This is a genomic window from Peribacillus tepidiphilus (genome assembly GCF_009466385.1).
GTDB classification, from domain to species: Bacteria; Bacillota; Bacilli; order Bacillales; family DSM-1321; genus Bacillus_BN; species Bacillus_BN tepidiphilus.
Genome location: NZ_WIAQ01000020.1, coordinates 64,839 through 89,354 on the forward strand (window position 1 = coordinate 64,839; position 24,516 = coordinate 89,354).

A 24,516-nucleotide genomic window follows, 5' to 3' on the forward strand; every position below is an offset into this window, starting at 1 on the left:
TACAGAAGACCTAAAACATTCGATATCCTTTTTTCCTTAGAACGTTAATCGCGACACCAGACAAAATAGCACCAACCAAACCACTAGATAAAATGATAATATCTGCTAAAGCCAATGAAGCGAAATTATTTCCGATTGTACGTAAGCTTGCTACTGGATTAGTAAAGTATTCAATCAACTTTACCTTATTCACAATAAAGATCGCAACAAGTGGAAAAATGATGACCATGATCCAAGATTTTCGAAAAAGCATATTCAGTAAAAAGCCGATTCCAAAAAATAGCACAAAAAATAAAACAACAGATATAATTAAAATTGGTATAGACATTTGCATGATAAAGGCCCTCCCCTAGAAGCATCATTTTCTAGTGTACTTAATGAGATTTTACTCGTCAATAAGAAGGGAGGAAACGGACCGAAATAAAAAACTCCTCATAAATCAAGGAGTCTGATTATATGCTTCTTCCATTTCTTTGTTTTCTCCACTACCGTTGCAGCAGGGACAAGTTTCAGATCCACCCAGCAACAATTGGAAGTACCCTTTTCCTATGCAATAAACACAAGGTTTTGTTTGTAACTGATTGACTGACATATGATCAACCCCTAATAAAAAATTAGAATTTTCTGATAATATATCAAATTTTTTTCAAAATGAAAACCTTTAAATTCGGTCAATATTGTTTAAGAAAACGTATACAATTCCTATTATCTTTCTTTTTCTTCCTTTTTTGTTTATTTACAGAATATTTAGAAATTAAATCCGAAAACAGGTAGCAATGTTCAAAAAAAGCCCTCACCTTTCATTTGTTCTGGTGAGGGCTTTCCTTCTCATTATAATAAGTTGAATTTTCCTTTTTTCAAGACTAGGGATGGACCACCAATCATGTACAGTGCGCGATTGTCCACCATTTTTTTCATGATCGATGCTTTTGTTCCGACCATTTTCTTACCGAACACCACACCAATCGCATCGTCCTCGCCTAAAGAACAAACTGTACCTTTGATATCAGGCTTAAATTCTTCTAGTTTGCCTTGGTCACGAACTAATGCTGTTAAGTTTTTCGCACATACTTCACCTTGCTGCATTGCGATTTGTGCAGTTGGTGGGTAAGGTCGGTTAATTTCCTCATTAATAATAAGTGAACAGTCACCTACGATAAAAATATTGTCGTATCCTGGTGCACGCAGATCTGGGTTTACTTTAACGCGTCCGCGCATAGCTTCAATGCCAGATTTATCAATGATAGAGCTTCCTCTTACACCTGCTGCCCAGATGACTGTTTGAGCCTTAATTTCTTCTACTTCATTTTCACCTTTTGCAACAATAATTCCATCCGGTGTACATTCCTTAATCGCAGTGCCGATTCTGAATTCTACACCTTTCTTTTCTAGATGACTCATCGCATATTTTACAAGCTCAGGATCAAATCCAGGTAAAGCTGTTGGTGCCGCTTCTACGCAGATTAGTTTAACTTTATGGAAGTCAATATCGTATTCCTTACAAAGCTCAGGAATGCGGTTCGCAAGCTCCCCAAGGAACTCAATACCTGTAAAACCTGCACCACCTACAACGATCGTTAAGCGCTCGTCTTTTTTCTCTTCTTCAGTGCCATATGTGGCAAATTGATATTCAATGTGTTCACGAATTTGGCGAGCAGCATTGATATTAGAAATAGTAAACGCATATTCTTTTAGACCTTGAATTCCAAATGTTTCCGGCTCTGCGCCTAATGCAATAACAAGGTAGTCATAAGACAATTCCCCGTTTTCTAAAACTACAAGTTTTTCTTCCGGTTTCACTTCAACTACTGTATCTTGTACGAAATCAACCTTTTGACGATCGATTACATCCTTTATGTCATAACGAACTCGATCATGATGAAGTGTCCCTGCTGATGCTTCATGAAGCCAAGTTGTTTCGTAATGGTAGTCGTTTTTATTGACTAATACGATATCTGCTTCATTCACTCCTAATGATTTTTGCAAACGAACTGTTGTCATCAAGCCGCCATATCCGGCACCAAGAATCACAATTTTTGGTTTTCTCAAATGAATCACTTCCACCTTTACAGTATTTTTCTCGCGCTGTAATTTTCATTACCTATACCTACACTCTTATAAACGTTCATAAATAATAAGAGAACTAAAAGTTTGTGATATAGTTCACGAATTAATTCAAAAAAATGTACGAAATTTGTCATGAAATCTTAACATAATATCTACATAAATATTATATGCTTTTCATCGGTTTTTCAAGTGAGAAAACTAGTTTTCAATATTAAGAATATTAAATAAACTATTAACGTTTCCTAGTCTATTTTTTCGGAAGTCCACACCATCAACTAACGAAAGGAGACATGAGTAAAATTACACGAAAAAAGAAATGATAAAAAAGTAAATGATGAAAAATTTTTATATTTGATAAAGCTTATTCTCTTTTGATTTTGTGCTATTATAAAAGGTGGAGCGTTTTCATTAATAGGGGGGATATGGTGTGATAGAAAAAAAAGTCTATGATATCACAATTATTGGTGGAGGTCCTGTCGGTTTATTCACTGCGTTTTACGGCGGTATGAGACAAGCGTCTGTTAAAATTATTGAAAGCCTACCGCAACTTGGTGGACAATTATCGGCTTTATATCCTGAAAAATACATTTATGATGTAGCAGGGTTCCCAAAAGTCCGTGCCCAAGAATTAATTAACAACCTAAAAGAGCAGATGGCGAAATTCGATCCTACCATCGTTTTAGAGCAGTCTGTTGAAAAATTGGAAAAACTGGAAGATGGTATTTTCAAACTTACTACAAACAAAGAGGAACATTTTTCTAAGACTGTTATCATTACTGCTGGAAACGGAGCTTTTCAACCTCGCAGAATGGAGCTCGAATCTGCTTCTCAATATGAAGGAAAGAACCTGCATTACTTCATTGATGATTTAAATCAATTTGCCGGTCAAAAGGTTATGGTTTGTGGTGGTGGAGACTCTGCGGTAGACTGGGCGCTAATGCTGGAGCCGATCGCGGAAAAAGTAACAATCGTACATCGTCGAGACAAGTTCCGTGCCCATGAGCACAGCGTCGAAAACTTGAAAAACTCTAAAGTAGACATTAAAACACCATATGTTCCTGTTGAATTAATCGGTGATGGCGAAAAGATTACCCAAGTGGTACTTGAAGATGTGAACGGTGAAAACAAAGAAGTTATTGATGTTGATTCTGTCATTGTAAACTTCGGATTCGTTTCTTCATTGGGACCAATCAAAGAGTGGGGTCTTACAATTGAAAAGAACTCCATTGTTGTTAACTCAAAAATGGAAACAAATATTCCGGGAATTTATGCTGCAGGCGATATTTGTACATATGAAGGAAAAGTTAAGCTTATCGCATGTGGTTTTGGTGAAGCCCCAACTGCTGTCAACAACGCAAAATCTTATATAGATCCAAAAGCAAAAGTTCAGCCACTACACAGTTCTTCTATGTTTAAATAAAAACAAAAATCGGTTTAAGTTGATGCTTAAACCGATTTTTGTTTTTTAAAACGAACTCTACATCTATTACAAGCTAGTCAGCTTAACATTCCTCAGGAGTTCCGTAATGGGTAGCCGTACGGAAAGATGATCCACATCCACATGTTGCAATGGCATTTGGATTTTCAATCGTAAATCCTCCGCCCATCATGGATTGTTTATAATCAATGATCGTTCCCTTTAAAATGGCTGCACTCTCTTTGTCAACGACAATCGGAATCCCATGCTGTTCAAGCTTTACATCTTTTTCTGTCGGCTCTTTCTCAAATCCTAAACCATATGACAGACCGCTGCAGCCTCCACCTTTGACAGCCACTCTTAAAAACGAATCTTCCTCTTCATTATGCTTCATCATTTCTTTTATTTGAAAAGCGGCTGATTCCGTTAAAATGACCACTTCACTCATGCACTTCATCCCTCCTATTTCTTCTCTACTTACAGTATATACTAATCAAATTTTTCGGCTCAAGTTTGCAACATTATCATGTTAAAAAGTATTCAAATTTATATAGTTCTTTATTCTTACTCTTACGATATAATGAATATACAAGTCATATAGAACTAATCCATAAGACTCATATGTAATTAAGGGTGATAAATCAATGGAAAATCTTGATCCAATATTCGATCGTAACGTGGAATGTCCACTTTGCAAAACGAAATTTACCTCAAAAAAAATCCGTTCAAAATTCATTAAAGTTGAACGTTATGAATCAGACTTTTGTCCTATCTATAAAGAAGGTCACGTAAATGGTCTTCTTTATAATATATATGTATGTCCCGATTGCGGTTTTTCCTTTTCAGACGACTTTTCAAAATATTTTCCACCAGGTACAAAGGAAGAGATAATCAATAAAGTATCATCCAATTGGGTACCTCAGAATTTCGGCGGGCATAGAACAATCGAGGATGCGATAAAAACCTATAAGCTTGCTTGCTATTGTGCAGAATTAAAAAAAGAAAAACACATTGTAACAGCTGGACTTTATTTAAGAATCGCGTGGCTGTATCGTTTATTAGAGAACATTGAACAAGAGAAAAGATTTATGAAAATCGCCATCCATCACTATTACGAATCCTACTCTACAGATGACTTCAGAGGAACTCAGGTTTCCGAGGTGAGGATTTTGTATTTGCTTGGGGAGCTATCCAGACGGATTGGTGAAATAGATCAAGCAGTCAAATATTTCTCCATGGTTATTGAAAGACAAAGCAGAACGGTGGAAACAAAAATAGTAGATATGGCAAGAGAAAGATGGTACGAAATAAGAGATATGCAAAAACAGGAAGATGTAATAAATGAATAAAAAAGGAAGCCCGAAAATTTTTCTTGTCGGGCTTTTACTTTATTTAAAACATTGGGTTTTCTTCTAAAAATTGATAAATATTGTCCACGAGGTCTTCCGGTGTGCTGCCTGTCACAACTTCCCCGTTGACTAAAGCGTATAGTTCAGTTGCACATTTTCCACAGTAGCCAAGACATCCATATTCAATAATATCAAGATCTGGATCCTTTTGTAATATTTCCATGGCTGCTTGAGCACCGTTCGCTAAATTACTTATACAAAACTCGATGATCGGTTTGATCATTTGCTGTCACCTCTACCAAACATCTCCTAACTGTACATGCTACAGTTTTTCCGATTATTCGTCAAATCTAATAACTTCAACCTAATAAATTCTCGTACTGTTACATAGATCGTGTAAAATAATAACCTATTTATATTTTAAACAAAATAATTAGTCATAATTCGACATAGATTCCTATAATCAGGTTGTGATTTTGTCACAATTTCGTTATACTTTTTAATGGAATTTAAAAGTTAATAATATTTCACTTTACAATAATATTCAAACGAAAACACTTATACTACTCTAATGTACTTATTGTTTTGGTCAAGACTGTCGAAACTCTTTGGTAGAATAAGCATTTCTTTCAGTCAATGATTTACGACTTAGTTTACAGTCTCTACTAAACTACCAGTTCACTAAAGGGGATATTTACATGAAACATTTAGTCATCCTTGGTGGAGGTTACGGGGGAATGAGAATTCTTCACCGCTTACTTCCTAATCAACTTCCTGAAGATATCACGATTACTTTAGTTGATCGTAATCCTTATCACTGCTTGAAAACAGAGTATTATGCGCTGGCTGCGGGGACAATTTCCGATCAACATATCCGAGTTTCGTTTCCTGAGCATGACCGTTTAAAATATGTATATGGAGAAATTACCTCCATTCTATTAGATGAAAATAAAGTGTTCTTAAAAGATCAAGAGCCTATTCATTACGACGACCTTGTGATTGGACTAGGCTGTGAGGATAAATATCATAATGTTCCTGGTGCCGACCAATATACCTACAGCATCCAAACCATTGATCGTTCCCGAAGTACGTACCAGGCTCTAAATAATTTAGGTCCGGGTTCGACCGTTGCCATTGTTGGAGCTGGATTAAGCGGTGTTGAGCTTGCAAGTGAATTGTGTGAAAGCCGTCCTGACTTAAAAATCAAACTTTTTGACCGTGGCGATCATATTTTAGCTGCGTTTTCCCCAAGACTTAGCAAGTACGTTGAGGAATGGTTTGACAGCCACAGTGTAGAAGTCATTAACAAGGCAAACATCACAAAAATCGAGGAAAATATTCTCTATAACCACGATGAACCGATTTCTTGCGATGTAATTGTATGGACTGCAGGCATTCAGCCCAACAAAATTGTACGTGACCTAGATGTTGAAAAGGATTCTCAAGGTCGGGTAGTTCTGACACCTCAACATTCCATCCCTAATTATGAAAATGTGTTTGTAGTTGGTGACTGCGCAAGTCTGCCACATGCTCCAAGTGCACAGCTAGCTGAAGGACAAGCAGAGCAAATCGTAACAGTATTAAAGAAAAAATGGGCTGGCGAACCTCTTCCAGAGAGCTTTCCTCCTATAAAATTAAAAGGAATTTTAGGTTCTCTCGGAAAAAAACACGGCTTTGGTATATTAGCCGAACGACCAATCACAGGAAGAGTAGCACGGTTACTGAAGTCAGGTATTTTGTGGATGTACAAGTATCATAATGGATGATTAAACCCGGCTTTCGCCGGGTTTTCAGACTGTTGACAAACGCTCGCATTCTTCGTCACGAACCCTCCTCCCGTGCTCATTACCGTCTATGGTAACTCCGCTCCTCGTACGGGTTCGTTCCTCGACTGACAAGCGTTTTCAATCAGTCTGAAAGTGCATGAAATATACTTTGTCTACACTCTATAAACCCGGCTTTCGCCGGGTTTTTTATACTGTCCGCAGATGCTCCCATTCTTTTATTACGTCTCCTGTATGGTAATTGCCGGGCTTTTATTCATTCAACCCTATACCCGTACTTTTCCATTTCAGCAACAATGGTCTTAAGCTTCGGATTTCCTTCTCCTACAATTTTGTTTTTGATCACGACTACCGGATAAAATAAATCTTCCTCAATAACTCTTTTAGCAAATGACGTTTTGGTTTCATCCTCATGTTCCTGATGAATATCAATATAAGAAATTGTAAAAGGCTGACTAGGAAACTTTCTAGAAAGTGCAGCTTGTAGCCATTCATACGTTTCTTTTGATGACGGCAAATTTACGCAACTTGGACATACTACTTCTGCTCCGTATACTTCAATCTCAAGATTCTTTCTGTTCACAACGCCTACTCCCTTCGGCTTTTTCTTTTTTTATATGAATATTGTATAGGAAAATTGTGTCTTGGAGAAAGTATGAACTTTTTTTGAAGGATTTCAAATGGATTTTTTGGTCGCTAGTGATTATAATATGAAGTAGGAAAGGAGCGATATACATGTCTGAACAATCATTGAAAGAACAGGTTCAAGAAGTATTAGATAAACTTCGTCCGTTCTTGCTTCGCGACGGAGGAGACTGTGAACTAGTAGACGTTGAGGACGGCATCGTAAAGCTGCGCCTTCTCGGTGCTTGCGGAAGCTGCCCAAGCTCTACCATTACGCTTAAAGCCGGTATCGAGCGCGCTCTTCTTGAAGAAGTACCGGGCATCGTTGAAGTTGAACAAGTATTCTAATCTATTTTTTAAATAGAATGTAAGGCTAAAACTCACGAGTGAGTTTTAGCCTTTTTGTGTTTATAAAATAAAAATACTCACCATTTTTTTGATTCAGTCCCTAAATCCATTCATTTCTTCCATCAAGCAAATCCTGTTTGTCCCTTTAGGCATTGACCGCTCTACCAAATCAAAAAGAGGCATTCCCCCTACAATGCCTCTTAATAAAATAACCCTTTATTTAGACTGTATAATCTCCCCATTTGACTCTACAGAATAAGCTGTTACTGTGCTGCCATCATAATCAATTTCCAGCTTAATGGATTCGTACTCAGGGAACACTTCTGATAATGCCTTTCGTACATTTTCAGTATGTTTTTTCTCTGAAAAACAAACCACCGTCGGTCCTGCCCCGCTAAGTGCAACTCCAAATGCTCCCGCTTGTTTGGCGATTTCTTCCGTATCCTCGATATGTGGCACAAGCTTTTTCCGATATGGCTGATGAAATCGATCCTCGCTCATCATTTTCCCGGCTAGCTCCCAATTTCCAGAAAGAAGTGCAGCTAGAAAGGTATTGGCAATCGCACTTGCCTTGACTGATTCCGAATAGGATAAAACAGAAGGAAGCACGTTTCGTGAATCCTCAGTATAAAGCTCATAGTTCGGAATGAGGGCTACTATTTCAATCGAAGGAAGCTTAAAGGAAAGCAGGTTGGTTTCACGCTCATTATGCTCACCAACAACAAGCCCTCCTTTTACAGAAGCTCCAGCATTGTCGGGATGTCCTTCTTCAAGTGAAGAAAGATGCACTTTTTCTTCTTGAGACAGCCCCAAGTCACACATTACATTTGCAAGCTCGATGCCAGCTACTATCGCTGATGCGCTGCTTCCGAGTCCACGTGTTAAAGGGATATCACTTGTTACATATAATTTACATGGCGACATTTCTTTTCCGTAAAGGGATGCTGTTTTTTTGGCAATCTTACAAATATAATGACTCTCGTCTCTTGGAAACACTTCAAGCTCTTTAGAGACAGGAATGACTTCCCATTTGTCACTTTTATAAACATCAACTGTCAAATATAACGACAGAGCCAATCCAATCGAATCAAAGCCCGGACCAAGATTCGCTGTGCTAGCCGGGACACGGATGCTGTACATTTTCTCTTCGCTCATAGCTGAGCCACACCTTGAATATGTTCTAAAATTTCTTTTTCATCTGTCGGCAGAACTACAGGCTTTATTTGACTGTATTCAACAGCCACATTCGGATCCTTCAATCCGTTGCCTGTAAGAACAGCAACAATCTTGCTGCCCTTCTGTATTTCACCGCTTTTTAATTGCTTGATTACCCCCGCAATCGATGCACAAGATGCTGGTTCAGCAAATACACCTTCCTTACGAGCTAAAAGCTGGTATGCTGCTAAAATTTCTTCATCTGACACTTCATCCATTTTTCCTTCTGATTCACGGACAGCGTCAACTGCATATTGCCAGCTAGCAGGATTACCAATTCGGATTGCTGTTGCGATTGTTTCTGGCTCATCAAAGACTCGGTTGTGTACAATTGCTGCCGCACCTTCTGCTTCAAAGCCACGCATTTGAGGGAGACCTGTTCCTTTTTTCTCATGGTACTCTTTAAAACCCTTCCAGTATGCAGTTATATTACCAGCATTGCCAACAGGAATAGCAAGAACATCCGGAGCTTGGCCTAACACATCACAAATTTCAAATGCTGCCGTTTTTTGACCTTCAATACGGTAAGGGTTTACAGAGTTCACCAAGGTAACAGGTGCTTTTTCACTAATGCTGCGTACAATTTTTAATGCCTGATCAAAGTTTCCGTCAATTGCCACAATCTCTGCTCCATACATAACTGCCTGTGCAAGCTTTCCCATAGCAATTTTGCCGTTCGGAATGACAATTATGCAACGAAGACCTGCGCGAGCAGCGTAAGCAGCAGCTGCTGCTGAGGTATTTCCAGTTGAAGCACAGATGATTGCGTCACTACCTGCCTCAATCGCTTTAGCGACTGCCATGACCATTCCTCTGTCTTTAAAGGAGCCTGTAGGATTGGCTCCCTCGTATTTTACATATAGTTCAACGCCCCATTCTTTTGAAAGATTTTCGCATTTCACAAGTGGTGTGTTTCCTTCTAAAAGTGACAGAGCAGGTGTATTTTGATTTACGGGCAAAAATTCAGCATATTCTTGAATTAATCCTTTCCAGCTCATAACGCTCCGTCTCCTTCCACTCTGTAAGTACTTTTAATGACCTTCACCATTTCGTAGTCATTCAGCTTTTGTAAAATTTCTTCATAATCTTTTAACGATGCTTTATGTGTTACAAGCACTATTTCTGCTAGATCCTTTTGCTTTAGCGGTAATTGCAGAATTTTTTCGAAGCTTACACCATGCTCGGAGAAAATGGACGTGATATTCGCAAATACACCCACTTCATCTTTTACATGCAGGCGTACAAAATACTTAGAGAAAATTTCTGAAGCATCTTTTAAGTTTTTCTTATATTGTGGGGCGACAACGCTTCGTCCATTTACACCCAATCTCATATTTTTCATAACCCCTACAAGATCAGAAACTACAGCAGTTGCTGTCGGCAGGCTTCCCGCCCCTGGTCCATAGAACATTGTTTCCCCTACTGCTTCTCCATACACATACACAGCGTTGTATTCATCATTGACGGAAGCTAATGGATGCGTTTCTGGTAATAACGTCGGCTGTACACTGACCTCTACCTTTTCTCCGCATCTGGACGCGATCCCAATCAGCTTCATCGTATAACCTAGCTTCTTACTGTAATCTAGATCTTCTTCGGTGATCTCAGTAATACCCTTAACCTTTACATCATCTAAATCAAGATTCATCGAAAAACCCAATGTTGCTAGAATCGCCATTTTGCGGGCTGCATCTAATCCCTCTACATCTGCTGTCGGATCAGACTCCGCATATCCAAGCTCTTGTGCTTCTTTTAAAACCTCTTCATAAGGACTGCCATACTTGCTCATTTTTGTGAGAATGAAGTTTGTAGTCCCATTCACGATGCCCATCATCTTGGTAATGCGATCAGAAGCCAATCCTTCCACAAGGCTTCGTAAGATTGGGATTCCTCCTGCAACACTTGCTTCATAAAATAAATCACAATGATTTGCTGTTGCCTCTGTGAGTAATTCGGATCCATACAAAGCCATCAGGTCCTTATTAGCAGTGACCACATGTTTTTTATTCCTAACAGCTTTAAGCAAATACTCTCGTGTTTGCTCAATACCACCCATCACTTCAATAACAACATCAATTTCCGGGTTTTCTAAAATATCATTTGCATCTGTAGTAAGAAGAGAACGATCCACAACTACCCCACGTTCCTTTGATAAATCTTTTACAAGAATCTTTTTTATATGAACTGGACAGCCAATTTGGTGCATCAATTTATCCTGATGATTCTCAACAATTCTCACAACACCTGAACCTACTGTTCCAAGACCAAGCAAGCCAATAGAAATAGCCTTCATGTTTGTTCCCCTTTCTAATGTACATTCTGAAAAAACAAATGTATTTACATAATAGACATTATAATCCTAACAACCTTTTATTACAATAGTCTGAAAAAAAGAATTATGAAAAAATTAATAATATGTAAAGATAATAAGTTTTCCATGTGTATGTACGAAAATAAAAGAAATTTTTAATCTAAACATTATATTCAAAGAGCATTCCTTCTCTCGAAGGAATGCTCAGGAAAAGATTTAGTATGCATCTTAATCACTTAACGAACCAAAGTTTTATACCTTTTGCTTTTCCCATGCCTTATTGACTAATGTTTTAGGACTTTTACCAGAAAGCACTCGATCAACATTTTCCACACAAAGCTGCATCATGGCTTCGCGTGTTTCTCTCGTTGCACTTCCAATGTGAGGAAGAGCTACGACGTTTTGGAGAGACAGTAATGGATGATCCGCTCCAATCGGCTCTGTTTCAAAAACATCCAAGCCTGCTGCTGCGATTTCTCCTTCAACAAGTGCCTCATATAAAGCTTTCTCATCTACCACAGGTCCACGGGAAGCGTTAATAAATATAGCCGATTTTTTCATTTTATTAAAGGCTTCACGATTGAATAGTTTTTTGGTGTCAGGCGTAAGAGGAGTCAAGCATACAATGAAATCTGCCTGTTGAATGAGATCTTCAAAGCTGCAGTATTTGGCTCCTAGAGATTTTTCTGCTTCAGGCTTTCTTGAACGATTATGATACAAGATATTCATATCAAAACCTTTCGCCCGTTTTGCAACAGCCTCACCGATTGAGCCCATTCCTACGATGCCGATTGTCTTATGGTGGATATCATGGCCAGCTAATAAGAACGGACTCCAGCTCTTCCATTCCCCTTTTTTTACTACTTCTGCTGCTTCTATTATTCTTCGAGCTGTAGCCATAAGCAAGGCAAAAGTCAAATCTGCTGTCGTATCTGTTAAAACGTCTGGGGTGTTACAGATGGCGATCCCTTTTTTAGTAGCAGCTTGAACATCAATATTGTCATACCCTACTGCCAAATTTGCCACAACTTGAAGATTACGACCTGCTTCTAGTAGCTCTTCATCAATTTTTTCTGATAGCATCGTGATAAGAGCCGTGGCTTTTTTAACCTCATTTAGTAACGTTTCTCTTGGGACAGGTGTACTTTCATGCTCCCACATGTTCACATCATATTTCTCTTTCAGTGACGAAACGATCTGCTCTGAAAGCTTGCGTGTAATGAATACATAGGGTTTTTTCATCCTGTAAAACTCCTTCTTCAACTATGATGATGATTAATCAGATTGTACAAGTTCATCATAACATAATAAAGGAAGAAAATTTAGAAAAATGAATAAACGCACCTAAAACATTGTACTAGACATGGTCATTACAGCCAATCCACTTTAATAATTTGAAGCTTTTTAGCAGGAACTCTCACACTCTCAAAAAATCTTCGCAAAAACTCCTCATAGTAGCTAGATTGATTCGTATATTTTTCAAGCTGTTCTTCTAGGATTTTTTTTCTCGTTTCACTTCCATTTACATAATATTCTTCGATTGTCTCGAAATAATGGACCGGAAATAGCAATCGCGCATAAATCAATCTCCATCCAAAGCTTGAAGGCTCGCTTAAACTTCTATATTCATCTGCAAATTGACCGATTCCTGGTTGGTGCGTATGAATATGTTGGAAATAATGCTGTCGAATCCATTCTGCTAAATCTCTCCCAGCATGATCGATTACCCAATCAAAAGGATTTTTTACACAGTAACTCCCTACCCATAAATCATTCGTAAAACGCTCATGGCAGATGGTTGCGGCATCAAATCCTTGAGGATCCTGGTCGATTTCGGTGTCGACTAAATATTGAATCGCATTTTCCCCTAACGCCATATAATAAGGAAAAGAATCTACAAAAAGTCTTTCGAAATCGTTACTTGGATGGGAGTGCAATTTTTCTCTCCAAACAGCTTCCATTTGATCTATTCTCTTTTCCCATAGTTCCTTCCATTTTCCGATTCGATTTGTTTTTTTTACAGGCTCTGCAAACATACGTCCTCTCGCATGGAATTTCGCTAATTTCTTTCCCATTTTATATGGCCTAGATTCTTCAAGCCTTTGATTGGCGAGCAGTAAGAATTTTTTGTCTCCATTAAGTGAAACGTACGTACCGTGCTTTGACATAACAAAAGATGAAACATATGCATCTCCCTGTGAAATCATGAACTGAGAAAGTTTCAGCCTTTCCATCAGCTCTTCCTCATCCATTTCAGAAATGGGTATGACCGTGTATACCGTATCACCTGAACGAAAGATTTCGTATCTCATAGATACTTCTCGCCTATCAAGCTGTATACCGTAGTTTTTGTAAATAGCCTCCTGAAGCATTTCTTCCCTCCTCTTTTAACACAATTGTGTAAATTGCTCTTATTAGGACACTCTATGTCATATATATGAGAAATAGCCCGAAGTTATTTTTATTGAAATTGGTTGGAATGTTTTTTGTTTCTTTTTAATAAACAATATAAATACACTGTAAAATAACCCGCAAAGGTTAGAGTTTAAATAATTAATAAAGGTGATGACTATGGCTGAGAAAAAAATAAGTGTATCAGAGCAAACTGCAAGGAAATGGCTTCAAGAAAGAGGAGTTACTGTCAAGGACATTGCAGATCTAGTGATGTATCTTCAAACTAAATACCATTCTGATTTAAAAATAGAAGAATGTATTCACAATGTAGAAAGAGTTTTATCTAAGCGTGAAGTGCAAAATGCTATTTTAACAGGCATTCAGCTCGACATTCTCGCAGAAAAAGGGATGCTTGAGGAACCGCTTCAATCCATCATAAAAATGGATGAAGGACTTTATGGGGTAGATGAGATACTGGCACTTTCTATTGTCAATGTTTATGGATCAATCGGTTTCACAAACTATGGGTACATTGATAAGCAAAAACCTGGTATTTTGCTAATGCTGAATGATAAATCCACTGGTAAATGCAATACCTTTTTGGATGATATCGTCGGGGCAATTGCCGCAGCTGCTTCAAGCCGCTTAGCTCACCGATCCATGAATGTAGAATAGAAAAGCGGAAACGCCCGATTAGCTCTTGGTTTAAGGAACGTCGACTAATTAAAGGAGCTGTCCCATAAGTCGGAATAACGACTAATGGGCAGTCTTTTTAAATACAAAGGGGCTTTCGTAAAGTTTGTTGCTTTTTTAGTGTAATGTAACGACACGATCTGAGTCGATTGAAGTGTAGAGTACTTGACCTCGAAAATTCATTTGCATTTCCTGCGTGCGGTGTTTATTCGAGCAAGCTTATTCAATGTCCTTCGAGAAAAAGAGGGAAGTGGCAGACCCCACAGGCGGTATCGCCGAGGAGTGTCATCCCTCCTCGCGGAAAGCAAGTCTCTCGCTGCAATCAACGGGCAAACTTTATAGTCTAAAAACAACAATCTATGCGAAAAGAGCTAATACAAAAAAATCTCCTTTGGCCTGACCGATATATTGGAATGATGACCGATATCTTGGTCCCGACGACCGATATCTTGGTCTCGACGACCGATATATCGGAATGACGACCGATATCCTGGTCCCGACGACCGATATCCTGGTCTCGACGACCGATATCTTGATCCCGACGACCGATATATTAGCCCTGATGACCGATATCTTGGTCCCGACGACCGATATCTTGGTCCTGACGACCGATATATCGGAATGACGACCGATATCCTGTACATTTAGAAGAAACATTCTAAAAAATTACGAGAAAAATTTATTTTCTTATGGATTTTCTTCAAAAGGGCTTTTCATTTGAGAAAGCCCTTTTCCTTTAGAATTTCCATTCATCTAGAGAATGAACGACATAGGTTGGTTGTTTTTCATAGCCTTTTAACAGTTCAGGGGTCGTGACTCCTGTATGAACGAGTAAAGTATCCAATCCTGCATTCATGCCGGCTAATATATCCGTATCGTAATTATCGCCAATCATTAATGTTTCTTCTTTTGCTGTACCTAACACCTTAAGTGCCTGCTCCATGATCACGGACTCCGGCTTTCCAATAAAAATGGGCTTTGTTTGTGTGGAAACGGCCACAACGGATGTAAGAGATCCATTACCAGGCAAAAGGCCTCTCTCTGTGGGAATTGCTATATCTCCGTTTGTAGAAATGAAGGTTGCTCCATTTCTTACACCAAGACAAGCCTTAGCCAGCTTTTCATAGGTAATGCCTCGGTCGATGCCCATTACAACAAAGTCTGGGTTTTCATCAACAAATGTAAAGCCTTTCTCTTTTAAAGCTTGAATAATACCTTCCTCGCCTACCACATAAACCGTTGCATCCTGCTTTATGCTGTATATATAGTTAGCCGTTGCTTGACTTGTTGTAAACACTTGATGATCTTCAGTAGGAATATCGAAATTTCTTAGCTTTTCAGCTACTTGCTCAGGCGTTCTTGAAGAGTTGTTAGTAACGAAAAGATATGGTAAACCTTTCTCTTTTAAGGTTGTAACAAATTTTGCTGCTTCTTCAATTCTTTCTGTACCTCTGTACATGGTACCGTCTAAATCAATTAAAAATCCTTTATACTGCTTCATTTATTTTCACTCCTAATCGGAATTAGCAACAATCAGAACAAAAATACTTTTATCATAGTTGATGAAGGAATAAAACTTAAAACAAAATTCTGCAAGCTATTAAAGCTTGCAGATTTAATGAGCGCTTTATTCTTATTTTTTAAAAGCAGATACTGGACCAAGCTCGTTAGTTAGGTAATCTCTAATGGCCTTAGGATATTGCTTAAATGCAGGAGCATGTTTTACGATTTGTTCTTTCATTTCTTGATGGTCTATTTCAAGGTAGTCTTGTACGACCATTTTCCTCAAAGGAAGGACTTCCTTAAAAGAACGGCTCATTTCTTCTGAAATGACCTTTTCGTCAGTCAGAATATCAATGATATCCTCATAACTTCCAGGATCACGCATGATAAATCCGTCAATCATGCTATTGCCAACATCTAAGACGGAATCGATCAAGGATTGTACAATTCTTTCTAGAGCAAGGCCCTCGACCGGTTTTCCCCAATCACTTGCACGATCTAAAAGCTCTAATCGTTTTTCAAGATAAACTAAGATATCTTCAATTTTTTGTCGGTCTACAAAATACATGGTCCTACTCCCTTTCGTGATCTAGGATGAGAATTTTACTTTTTCAATTTTTGCAGGACGAGCGTAGTAGTAGCCTTGCGCTAACTCTACCTTATTTTTTGATAATACCATAGCTTCTTTTTCACTTTCAATTCCTTCAGCCACAACAATAGAGCCGGTTTCCTTCGCAATTAACAGCAGCCCCTTAAGCATGGATTCCTTTACAGGGCTATTATCGATATTATGGATCACACTTCTGTCTATCTTAATAATATCAGGCATGAGTTCATTTATTGTATGAAAGCTAGCGTAACCTGCCCCTGTGTCATCGACGGCTATTCGCAGCCCCATTTTACGCAGCTCCCGTATATTGGATAGTAAATGGTCAATTCCTTCAATTGAGTCTCTCTCTGTTATCTCAATTACAATTTGTGAAGGCAATACGTAAGAATAAATCCCTAAAAGGTTCTTCATTTCCTTCAAAAATCGCGGATTACCAACTGTCATAGGGGTAAAGTTGATGAAAACATTTTGAGAAGAACCGTTTAACGAAATTTGCTGCAATGTCTTTTCTAAAACAATAATTTCTAAATCATACAATAACCCTGTTTGCCTGGCAACAGAAAATAAACGAAGTGGATTTTCCATTTCTGTACCTGCAGGTCCCCTTGTCAATACCTCATATGCCTTAATTTCCCTCGTAGCTACATCAAAAATAGGTTGAGCCAGAAGGCGGATATCCTTTGAATTGATGATTTGTGTCATAGTATAAAGCAAATGATTGAACTCAGACTGAATCTTTTTTTCTGCCATTGCAACAGCCTGTTCCTGTGCTTTGTTTATAGCCTCTTCTAATGAGTAATGCCTCTTGTCCATAAACATATAGCCTGAATTCAATTGAACTTCCAAAGCAGGACATATAATCGATAAGCGCTGCATTACATCCTCTATAATACGGAATGACTTTATGTCTATTTCAGATAAATATAATTTTTTAGGATCCACTTTTAAAAAAACAGTAATTCCTTCGCTATGATAGTCATGAATAACCAGGATATTTTCCTCATGTAAAATCCCACTCGCAGACAATTGAAACTCTTTTTTTAGCAAAGATGTCAAATGATGAATACCTGCCGTTCCAACCTTTTCAGTCAAATCCCTTAAATTGCTGACTTGAAAAAAGAGCACAGCTACTTCAAAACCGTTCTTAAAAGCTCTTTCTACACTTGAAACTAAAGGGTTTCGAAGGATGAATTGCGGTGGATAATAGCGCAATTTTTCTTGCGGCAAAAAAATTTTGAACCAGCTGAGTAAATTATTTTTCTTAAAACGATGATACGTAGACAAAAGACTCATTCCTTCCGGTTCCGCAAAAAAAAGAATAATATAAACAAGACTATTTTATCACATATACGGTTAATATTGGCATTGTTTTATTCTATTTAACCAAGCGAAAAATTTTCATTACACTGACTAAAGGTAACTATTTTGATAAAATAAATAACGGATTAATAAGAAATGGAGGAATATTCTGTGGACCGTGAGCTTGCAATGGAAATCGTTCGTGTCACTGAAGCTGCAGCCATAGCATCTGCACAATGGATGGGCAGAGGAAAGAAAAATGAAGCGGATCATGCTGCAACCAATGCAATGAGAAAGATGTTTGATTCGGTAAATATGGCTGGGACTGTAGTAATAGGTGAAGGTGAATTAGATGAAGCACCTATGTTATATATCGGAGAAAAGCTCGGTACCGGCATGGGACCGGAAGTCGATATAGCTGTTGATCCTCTTGAGGGTACAACAATTGTAGCAAAGGGACATAACAACGCAATGGCTGTTATAGCGGTAGCCGATAAAGGAACACTTTTGCATGCGCCTGATATGTATATGGAGAAAATTGCAGTCGGTAGAAAGGCTGCTGGGAAAATCAACATTGATGATCCAATTGAGAAAACGATTGACATTGTGGCCGAGGCAAATAACAAGCGTATTCAAGATTTGACGGTTATTATTCAAGAAAGAGACCGCCATCAGGAAATCATTGACCGTGTTAGGGCAAAAGGGGCAAGAGTGATCCTTTTTGGAGACGGTGATGTGGGCGCATCGATTGCAACTGCCTTCCCGAATACTGGAGTCGATCTATTCGTGGGAATAGGGGGAGCTCCTGAGGGTGTTATTTCTGCTGTAGCACTGAAATGCTTAGGAGGCGATATGCAGGCAAGACTCGTTCCACAGTCAATAGAAGAGGAAGAACGATGCATTCAAATGGGACTACATAATCCTCGACAGCTTCTTACATTAGATGATCTTGTATCTGGCGATGATGCCATTTTTGCGGCAACAGGCGTTTCAAGCGGTGAACTTTTGCAAGGGGTACGTTTTTTAGGTGGAGACTTGGTTGAAACAGATAGTATTGTGATGAGAAGCAAAACAAAAACTGTCCGCTTCATTAAAGCCCATCACCATTTAGAGCACAAGCCTCATTTAATATTTGTTTAAACTATATCTGGAAGAAGGGGTTCGGATGGAAGAAAGATTTTATTTATATAATGATTTAGAACAAACAAAAACACGTTTTGTAAGCTTTGTTGGAAAAAACCAACGCTTTGACCTCGCTATTGTGTCATCAGAACGGTTCTATGGAAAACAGCTTGTGCTGGACATGCAGGGAAATCGTTTTGCGATAATCGGACATGATGACCTTGAGGAAGAAGGCTATATCGAACACGCATTTCAATTAAATGAAGAAGATGCCAATGAGCTGATTTCTTTTTTATCTGAAGTTGTGTAAGTAATGAAAACTCATTTGTCTGGGAATTTTATTGGTAGAAGCTACAAAGCTTCGAATAAATTCTCTGGAGGTTCAAATGAGCGACAATAAAGAAGACTATCATGATTTTTCCAATGTCGAGGCTCAAAGGAATTTCCTAGTTCCTGAATCATTGCCGGAAGGTCCATACGGTTCTATAATAGGAAAAGATGAGCCTGTTCAGAATAAGAGCACTCCGTGGAAAAAAGGGCAACGCTATTACAGTGCATTCAATTACGAAAATAAAACATTGCATAAAAATTTGCCAAGACAAATGGACGGCGCCCACCCTACTCATGATGATCCGGACCATGATCGTCAGGAACCCTATTTTTAGAATAAAAGTGCCCTGCTCCATGCAGCGGCACTTTTATTATCTCCTCACTTTTTTCAAGACAAAATACGGGCAGCCAAAATTACAGTATTCATACAGGTATTCTGTAAGCGTACTGATTTTGGTATCGAAGGTCGCTTTTTGATTCTGATCATCAAAAAAGCCCTTAAGTCTTAATTGTCCATACCCCCAATCTCCCACGATGTAATCGTATTTATTTAATATTTCACTATATCTGGCACGAAAAGCCTCTTCATTAAAACCATTTCGATAATCTTTTACAACCTCAAAAGTCAAATTATTTATGGATATCATGATTTCACCCTCTTGAAAAAACAGTGTGTGATTAAATTATAACTGATTCCCCATCAATTACTAAGCTAAATTTTATGCTTAATTGGTCATTCTAGTAATGAGGAGGTGCTTTACATGATAAAAAAAGCATTAGCTATAATAGGGATCTCTTCTTTTGTTACACTTTCTGCGTGCACAAATCAATTGGCACAAGATGATCATACAATAAGAGATTCTCTCACGCCAACAAGGGTTAATTCCCCAACTCAGCTATACGATGAAGACTACCGGAGATTGAAAAATGACACTGAAGATTTTGGATTTATTCGTCTACAAAAAACAGGTGTAAATCAGATGAATAGTTTCAACAATAGGGCACCAGGCCTAGACCGGGAGCAGCTCGCTGATGTTATTTCCCATTTGTGTTTACAGCTTCCGGGAATTGAAGATGTATCCACACTTGTAACGGATGAAGAAGTATTAATTGTATATGATACAAAGGCAAAAAACCGCTTTGAATCTGCAGATCAAGTGAAGAAGGCAGCACTTTCAGCTGTACCACGTTACTTTCATGTGTATGTTAGCGATAATACAAGCCTAGCGCAAAACATCGAGAATTATGCAACACTTGAAACTGGCAGCCCAAATGTTGAAAGCATGATTTCAAAAACGATTGAACAAATGAAAAAATCTCCTCAAGGCCGTAAGATCAGCAAAGTAGAGAATGAAAACGGAGAAATGAAAGACGAACAAAATGGGATGAAATAAAAAGATTTAAGTGCTTAGGGTGCTGTTTCTAATTGGAACAGCACCTTCTTTATGAAAGAGATGTTATGCAAGTTTTAAAGCAAAAAAGTGACTTGAGCCCACAAGCAAGTCAAGTCACTTTTCGAATGTTATTAGGCATTCTTGGCTTCTTCACCTTGAAGTTGACGGTGTTTTGCGGCTGCATTAACTTGTTCATCTGCATGGTAAGAAGAACGAACCAATGGGCCAGCCTCACAATGACTAAAGCCTTTGGAAAGAGCAATTTCTTTTAATTCTGCAAACTCTTGCGGAGTATAGTATTTTTCAACCTTCAAATGTTTTTTGGAAGGCTGTAAATATTGACCAATTGTCATGATATCTACATGATTTGCGCGCAAATCATCCATTGTTTCGATTATTTCTTCCTTCGTTTCACCAAGGCCAATCATTAAGCTTGATTTCGTTGGAATGTCCGGCTGCATTTCCTTAGCTCTCCGCAAAAACTCAAGGGAACGTTCGTATTTTGCTCGAGCACGAACTCGGTCAGATAGTCTTCTGACGGTCTCAATATTATGATTTAAAATGTCTGGCTTAGCATCCATCAAAGTCTTAAGATTTTCATAAACTCCACCCATGTCAGAAGGTAATACTTCTATGGAAGTAAACGGACTTTTTCTGCGTATCGCTCTTACTGTTTCCGCAAAAACAGCTGCTCCGCCATCCTTTAAGTCGTCCCTTGCAACAGCAGTTATTACAACGTGCTTAAGGTTCATTTGAACAACAGAATCTGCTACACGTTTTGGTTCTGCCCAATCTAATTCAGTAGGCAAACCCGTTTTAACAGCGCAAAAACGGCAAGCTCGGGTACATGTATCCCCCAAAATCATAAAAGTAGCTGTTCGACGGACAGCCCAGCACTCATGAATATTCGGACACTTCGCTTCCTCACAAACTGTGTGAAGTTTTTTTTCACGCATCATTTTTTTTAAACCGGTATAGTTCTCGTTTGTATTTAATTTTATTTTTAACCAATCTGGTTTACGAAGATACTCCTCTCTCTTGCTCACGAAGAAGTCAACTCCATTCTTTCAGTATAAGAAAATTATACGCTTTCTTCTTTTGTCACTTTAACATAATAAAAATGAAATATACAAGTTTTACACTTTCGTTTCCATTAATTTATATTAGTAAAGCTTTTCTTTTTTTCACAAACTAATCCTATGACTTGAGAACATTATACTTTCTGATGAAAGGAGAGTACTTGTGCAAAAATATAAGATGTTTGCTATTCTTTCTATCCTCTTTTTGTTAGTTCAGCCTATCCAGACAAAAGCGATCAGTAAAGACCCTTATAAAATCCGGATGGAACTATACATGCAGGTTGAAAAAGTCACAAACATCCCGTGGTATTATATTGCAGCTGCAGATCAATATGAACACAGCATAAGAAACGCTCGTAGGGATTTGCCTGATTCAGATGGACCAGTTGGAATCTACATAGAATCAGAAAAATGGAGAGGTATTTCAAATCCTGACGTTTCTGATGAGAATCCGCATTCCATCTTGTATTTTGATGGAATCGGTCGTGATGCAAATGGTGATGGAAAAGCCAGCTTACGAGACCCACGGGATGTTTTATTTTCATTTGCTAATCAACTATTAGAGTATGGAACGGATGAAGATAATTTAAGGATGGGTCTATGGGATTATTACAAACGAGATAAAGCAGTCGGCATTATCATGGGAAATGCTAAGCTTTTCCAGAAATACGGACGAATCAATTTAACCGACAAAGCATTTCCAGTTCCAGTTTTCAGCCATTACAGCTATAAAAATACATGGGGAATGGCAAGAGGATGGGGAGGAAGGAGATCTCATGAAGGTACAGATATTTTCGCAGATTACGGTTTGCCCGTTCGTTCAACATGCTATGGAATCATTGAAATGAAGGGCTGGAATAAATACGGTGGATGGCGAATAGGCATACGGGATATTCATAACACGTATCACTATTTTGCCCACTTAAGCGGTTTCGCAAAAGGCCTCAAAATCGGGCAAATCGTAGAACCTGGTATGGTAATCGGAGGAGTAGGAAGCTCAGGTTACGGACCACCGGGAACATCAGGCAAATTCCCTCCACACCTTCACTACGGAATGTATAAAGACAATGGGTATATAGAATGGAGCTTTGATCCTTATCCGCATTTAAAGCTATGGGAAAGACAGGCACGAGCTAAAAACAGGAAATAATCATATAAATATAAAGAAGGCTGCCAAAAAACCGACAGCCTTCTGGAAATTAATTTTGCTTTGACTTTTTCACAGCATTTCCAATACTTGCAAGAAGTCCGCCCCAAATAATAACCATACCCACAATCATCATTGCGATCGCGCTACCTGACATTATTGTGATACCTCCTTGCTTTCAGGAATTACTGTAACATCCTTTTTCCATTTAATTCCCATGAATACAAATCCTGCAATGAAAGCAATAGCGGCTACTAGCCAACCAGAGTATATGATAAAGCCTGTTGGATAGCCGCCGTAGTTTTCCTTGATATTGGTAATAACATTTTGCACCATCATATAACCAAGTACTATTGGTGTAATGACAGATAAGCAGATTCTCCACCAAGCCCCTAATCTCATATCAGAGATAGCATCTGCATGGCTCTGAAGTGTTTTTAATTCTCTTAAAACCCAAGCAACCAGAAGGACTTCTACAAGTCCTGCTAATGTAATACCAAATTGATTAATGAAGTAGTCAGCTGCATCCAAGAAATATAGACCACCTCTAGTTGCAAATAGAATGGAAATTACTGCTGCAGCTCCTCCGCCGACTAACACAGATTTTGTACGGGAAATATTAAACTTTTCTTGAACACCCGCGACAAAAGTTTCAACAATTGAAATTAATGAAGTTAATCCTGCCAGCACTAAACATACAAAGAATGCAAAACCGAAAAATCCGTTTAATGCAGGGAACTCATTGATAATTTGAGGGAATACGACAAAAGCAAGTCCTACACCCGAGCTTACAACTTCATCTACTGCTACACCTTTTTGAGCAGCCATAAAGCCTAAAGCTGCAAATACCCCGATTCCAGCTAACAATTCAAAGCCTGAGTTTGCAAAACCAGTAATAAATGCATTGTTGGTAATATCTGTCTTTTTAGGTAAATAACTCGAATAAGTAACCATAATGGCAAAACCGATTGATAAACTAAAGAAAATCTGACCATAAGCAGCAACCCAAACTTTTGCGTTCATAATCTGTGACCAATCTGGTTTAAAGAATGCTTCAAGCCCTTGTACCGCTCCATCTAATGTTATTGCACGAATTACAATAATTGTAAAAAGAACAACTAATGTTGGGAGCATAAATTTATTTGCAGCTTCAATTCCCTTTTTAACACCTTTCACCAAAACCCCAAGCGTAATCATCCAAACCAATACGATTGGAATAAACACTCCAGGTACTACTCCTCCAATTTCACCAGGTGCTTCAGCAAGGTTTAAATACTTACCGAACAAGAATCCCTCTGTGTCTTTTCCCCAAGCTGTATTAAAAGAAAAGACAGAATAGGACATAGCCCATGCGATAATAGCAGCGTAGTAGGTAGCAATAACAAAAGAAATAGCTATTTGCCACCAGCCAAGCCATTCAGAACCTCTTTTCAAACGCGCAAATGTTAATGGAGAAGAACCTCTGTATTTATGTCCAAGAGTAAACTCCAGAATAAGCAATGGGATCCCTGCCGTTAAAAGTGCAAATAAGTATGGTAGAAAGAATGCTCCCCCTCCATTTTCATACGCTACCGCTGGGAACCTCCAGATGTTTCCTAAACCTACAGCTGATCCAACTGCAGCTAAAACAAAACCTGCACGTGTCCCCCACTGTGGACGATTTTCCATATTGATACCCCCTGTTGATACGACGTATTGTCAAAACTTTTATATTAAATAGGCTATAAAATGCCTAGATAGAGGGCTTTATAAGCAAAAAAATTGCCACTCCCTGAATTCTAAGGATAATTGAGGTTACCACACACCCAAAAACCTAGAATGGAAGTGACA

The 24,516-nt window shown here is 38.5% G+C and carries 29 protein-coding genes; 10 read left to right on the forward strand and 19 right to left on the reverse strand.

The window, feature by feature from the left end; translation table 11 throughout:
- Positions 1–10 precede the first annotated feature (10 nt).
- The 3 genes from GD441_RS11520 to GD441_RS11525 all read right to left on the reverse strand — a co-directional run bounded on the left by GD441_RS11520 (position 11) and on the right by GD441_RS11525 (position 2,058).
- Complete coding sequence (locus tag GD441_RS11520; RefSeq protein ID WP_153126584.1) at positions 11–334, reverse strand: YuiB family protein; 324 nt, start codon at positions 332–334, stop codon at positions 11–13.
- Positions 335–439: 105 nt separating this feature from the next.
- On the reverse strand, positions 440–592 hold the full coding sequence (locus GD441_RS17020; protein ID WP_191992168.1) for a YuiA family protein: 153 nt from the start codon (positions 590–592) through the stop codon (positions 440–442).
- Between the two features lie 239 nt (positions 593–831).
- Entirely contained in the window at positions 832–2,058 is a 1,227-nt protein-coding gene (locus GD441_RS11525) for an NAD(P)/FAD-dependent oxidoreductase (protein WP_191992169.1), read from the reverse strand.
- 436 nt (positions 2,059–2,494) lie between these two features.
- Between GD441_RS11525 and GD441_RS11530 the strand changes: the two genes are divergently transcribed.
- Positions 2,495–3,487 carry an NAD(P)/FAD-dependent oxidoreductase gene (locus tag GD441_RS11530; protein WP_153126586.1) on the forward strand — a complete coding sequence of 331 codons (993 nt, stop codon included), beginning with the start codon at positions 2,495–2,497 and terminating at the stop codon, positions 3,485–3,487.
- Between the two features lie 82 nt (positions 3,488–3,569).
- On the opposite strand, the gene GD441_RS11535 is transcribed toward GD441_RS11530, so the two are convergent.
- The gene (locus tag GD441_RS11535) at positions 3,570–3,932 is read right to left on the reverse strand and encodes a HesB/IscA family protein (RefSeq protein ID WP_153126587.1); all 363 of its coding nucleotides are present in this window, start codon (positions 3,930–3,932) and stop codon (positions 3,570–3,572) included.
- A 196-nt stretch (positions 3,933–4,128) separates the two neighbouring features.
- Between GD441_RS11535 and GD441_RS11540 the strand changes: the two genes are divergently transcribed.
- On the forward strand, positions 4,129–4,833 hold the full coding sequence (locus GD441_RS11540) for a DUF2225 domain-containing protein (protein WP_153126588.1): 705 nt from the start codon (positions 4,129–4,131) through the stop codon (positions 4,831–4,833).
- A 43-nt stretch (positions 4,834–4,876) separates the two neighbouring features.
- Here the strand turns inward: GD441_RS11540 and GD441_RS11545 are convergent, their stop codons facing one another.
- On the reverse strand, positions 4,877–5,116 hold the full coding sequence (locus GD441_RS11545; protein WP_153126589.1) for a YuzB family protein: 240 nt from the start codon (positions 5,114–5,116) through the stop codon (positions 4,877–4,879).
- Between the two features lie 415 nt (positions 5,117–5,531).
- Between GD441_RS11545 and GD441_RS11550 the strand changes: the two genes are divergently transcribed.
- A complete protein-coding gene (locus tag GD441_RS11550) occupies positions 5,532–6,599 on the forward strand; it encodes an NAD(P)/FAD-dependent oxidoreductase (protein ID WP_153126590.1) in 1,068 nt (355 codons plus the stop codon).
- A gap of 274 nt (positions 6,600–6,873) precedes the next feature.
- Here the strand turns inward: GD441_RS11550 and GD441_RS11555 are convergent, their stop codons facing one another.
- Entirely contained in the window at positions 6,874–7,200 is a 327-nt protein-coding gene (locus GD441_RS11555; RefSeq protein WP_153126591.1) for a YuzD family protein, read from the reverse strand.
- 152 nt (positions 7,201–7,352) lie between these two features.
- Between GD441_RS11555 and GD441_RS11560 the strand changes: the two genes are divergently transcribed.
- Positions 7,353–7,589: a NifU family protein gene (locus GD441_RS11560; protein WP_153126592.1), complete on the forward strand. Its 237-nt coding sequence runs from the start codon at positions 7,353–7,355 to the stop codon at positions 7,587–7,589.
- A 216-nt stretch (positions 7,590–7,805) separates the two neighbouring features.
- Here the strand turns inward: GD441_RS11560 and thrB are convergent, their stop codons facing one another.
- From thrB to yutH, 5 genes are all read right to left on the reverse strand, one after another.
- Positions 7,806–8,744, reverse strand: a complete 939-nt coding sequence (gene thrB / locus GD441_RS11565) for a homoserine kinase (RefSeq protein ID WP_153126593.1) — start codon at positions 8,742–8,744, stop codon at positions 7,806–7,808.
- Positions 8,741–9,802, reverse strand: coding sequence for a threonine synthase (gene thrC, locus GD441_RS11570; protein WP_153126594.1), 1,062 nt, complete (start codon positions 9,800–9,802; stop codon positions 8,741–8,743). Before thrC ends, thrB begins: the two co-directional genes overlap by 4 nt.
- Positions 9,799–11,097, reverse strand: coding sequence for a homoserine dehydrogenase (locus tag GD441_RS11575; protein ID WP_153126595.1), 1,299 nt, complete (start codon positions 11,095–11,097; stop codon positions 9,799–9,801). Before GD441_RS11575 ends, thrC begins: the two co-directional genes overlap by 4 nt.
- A gap of 270 nt (positions 11,098–11,367) precedes the next feature.
- On the reverse strand, positions 11,368–12,357 hold the full coding sequence (locus GD441_RS11580) for a 2-hydroxyacid dehydrogenase (protein ID WP_153126596.1): 990 nt from the start codon (positions 12,355–12,357) through the stop codon (positions 11,368–11,370).
- Positions 12,358–12,485: 128 nt separating this feature from the next.
- A complete protein-coding gene (gene yutH / locus GD441_RS11585; RefSeq protein ID WP_153126597.1) occupies positions 12,486–13,487 on the reverse strand; it encodes a spore coat putative kinase YutH in 1,002 nt (333 codons plus the stop codon).
- Between the two features lie 199 nt (positions 13,488–13,686).
- Between yutH and GD441_RS11590 the strand changes: the two genes are divergently transcribed.
- Positions 13,687–14,184 (forward strand): phosphatidylglycerophosphatase A family protein, encoded by a 498-nt coding sequence (locus GD441_RS11590; RefSeq protein WP_153126598.1) that lies wholly within the window; start codon positions 13,687–13,689, stop codon positions 14,182–14,184.
- A 389-nt stretch (positions 14,185–14,573) separates the two neighbouring features.
- Here the strand turns inward: GD441_RS11590 and GD441_RS11595 are convergent, their stop codons facing one another.
- The 4 genes from GD441_RS11595 to GD441_RS11610 all read right to left on the reverse strand — a co-directional run bounded on the left by GD441_RS11595 (position 14,574) and on the right by GD441_RS11610 (position 17,599).
- On the reverse strand, positions 14,574–14,846 hold the full coding sequence (locus GD441_RS11595) for a hypothetical protein (RefSeq protein ID WP_153126599.1): 273 nt from the start codon (positions 14,844–14,846) through the stop codon (positions 14,574–14,576).
- Between the two features lie 92 nt (positions 14,847–14,938).
- Positions 14,939–15,703 (reverse strand): TIGR01457 family HAD-type hydrolase, encoded by a 765-nt coding sequence (locus GD441_RS11600; protein ID WP_153126600.1) that lies wholly within the window; start codon positions 15,701–15,703, stop codon positions 14,939–14,941.
- A 132-nt stretch (positions 15,704–15,835) separates the two neighbouring features.
- Positions 15,836–16,273, reverse strand: coding sequence for a DUF86 domain-containing protein (locus GD441_RS11605; RefSeq protein WP_153126601.1), 438 nt, complete (start codon positions 16,271–16,273; stop codon positions 15,836–15,838).
- Positions 16,274–16,294: 21 nt separating this feature from the next.
- Complete coding sequence (locus GD441_RS11610) at positions 16,295–17,599, reverse strand: EAL domain-containing protein (protein ID WP_225434209.1); 1,305 nt, start codon at positions 17,597–17,599, stop codon at positions 16,295–16,297.
- Between the two features lie 186 nt (positions 17,600–17,785).
- Here GD441_RS11610 and glpX point away from each other — a divergent pair, with 186 nt between their 5' ends.
- The 3 genes from glpX to GD441_RS11625 all read left to right on the forward strand — a co-directional run bounded on the left by glpX (position 17,786) and on the right by GD441_RS11625 (position 19,401).
- Complete coding sequence (gene glpX, locus GD441_RS11615) at positions 17,786–18,754, forward strand: class II fructose-bisphosphatase (RefSeq protein WP_153126603.1); 969 nt, start codon at positions 17,786–17,788, stop codon at positions 18,752–18,754.
- 25 nt (positions 18,755–18,779) lie between these two features.
- Positions 18,780–19,046, forward strand: a complete 267-nt coding sequence (locus GD441_RS11620; RefSeq protein ID WP_153126604.1) for a DUF3055 domain-containing protein — start codon at positions 18,780–18,782, stop codon at positions 19,044–19,046.
- A gap of 76 nt (positions 19,047–19,122) precedes the next feature.
- The gene (locus tag GD441_RS11625; RefSeq protein ID WP_153126605.1) at positions 19,123–19,401 is read left to right on the forward strand and encodes a cytosolic protein; all 279 of its coding nucleotides are present in this window, start codon (positions 19,123–19,125) and stop codon (positions 19,399–19,401) included.
- Positions 19,402–19,437: 36 nt separating this feature from the next.
- Here the strand turns inward: GD441_RS11625 and GD441_RS11630 are convergent, their stop codons facing one another.
- Positions 19,438–19,713, reverse strand: a complete 276-nt coding sequence (locus tag GD441_RS11630; protein WP_153126606.1) for a YutD family protein — start codon at positions 19,711–19,713, stop codon at positions 19,438–19,440.
- 114 nt (positions 19,714–19,827) lie between these two features.
- On the opposite strand from GD441_RS11630, the gene GD441_RS11635 reads away from it, so the two are divergent.
- Positions 19,828–20,460, forward strand: a complete 633-nt coding sequence (locus tag GD441_RS11635; protein WP_225434210.1) for a YhcN/YlaJ family sporulation lipoprotein — start codon at positions 19,828–19,830, stop codon at positions 20,458–20,460.
- A gap of 131 nt (positions 20,461–20,591) precedes the next feature.
- Here the strand turns inward: GD441_RS11635 and lipA are convergent, their stop codons facing one another.
- Positions 20,592–21,506: a lipoyl synthase gene (gene lipA / locus GD441_RS11640; RefSeq protein ID WP_153126607.1), complete on the reverse strand. Its 915-nt coding sequence runs from the start codon at positions 21,504–21,506 to the stop codon at positions 20,592–20,594.
- Positions 21,507–21,717: 211 nt separating this feature from the next.
- Here lipA and GD441_RS11645 point away from each other — a divergent pair, with 211 nt between their 5' ends.
- Positions 21,718–22,689 (forward strand): M23 family metallopeptidase, encoded by a 972-nt coding sequence (locus GD441_RS11645; protein ID WP_153126615.1) that lies wholly within the window; start codon positions 21,718–21,720, stop codon positions 22,687–22,689.
- 49 nt (positions 22,690–22,738) lie between these two features.
- Here the strand turns inward: GD441_RS11645 and GD441_RS11650 are convergent, their stop codons facing one another.
- Complete coding sequence (locus GD441_RS11650) at positions 22,739–22,843, reverse strand: methionine/alanine import family NSS transporter small subunit (protein WP_153126608.1); 105 nt, start codon at positions 22,841–22,843, stop codon at positions 22,739–22,741.
- The gene (locus tag GD441_RS11655) at positions 22,843–24,354 is read right to left on the reverse strand and encodes a sodium-dependent transporter (protein WP_153126609.1); all 1,512 of its coding nucleotides are present in this window, start codon (positions 24,352–24,354) and stop codon (positions 22,843–22,845) included. The genes GD441_RS11650 and GD441_RS11655 overlap by 1 nt, the downstream gene beginning before the upstream one ends.
- Between the last annotated feature and the right edge of the window lie 162 nt (positions 24,355–24,516).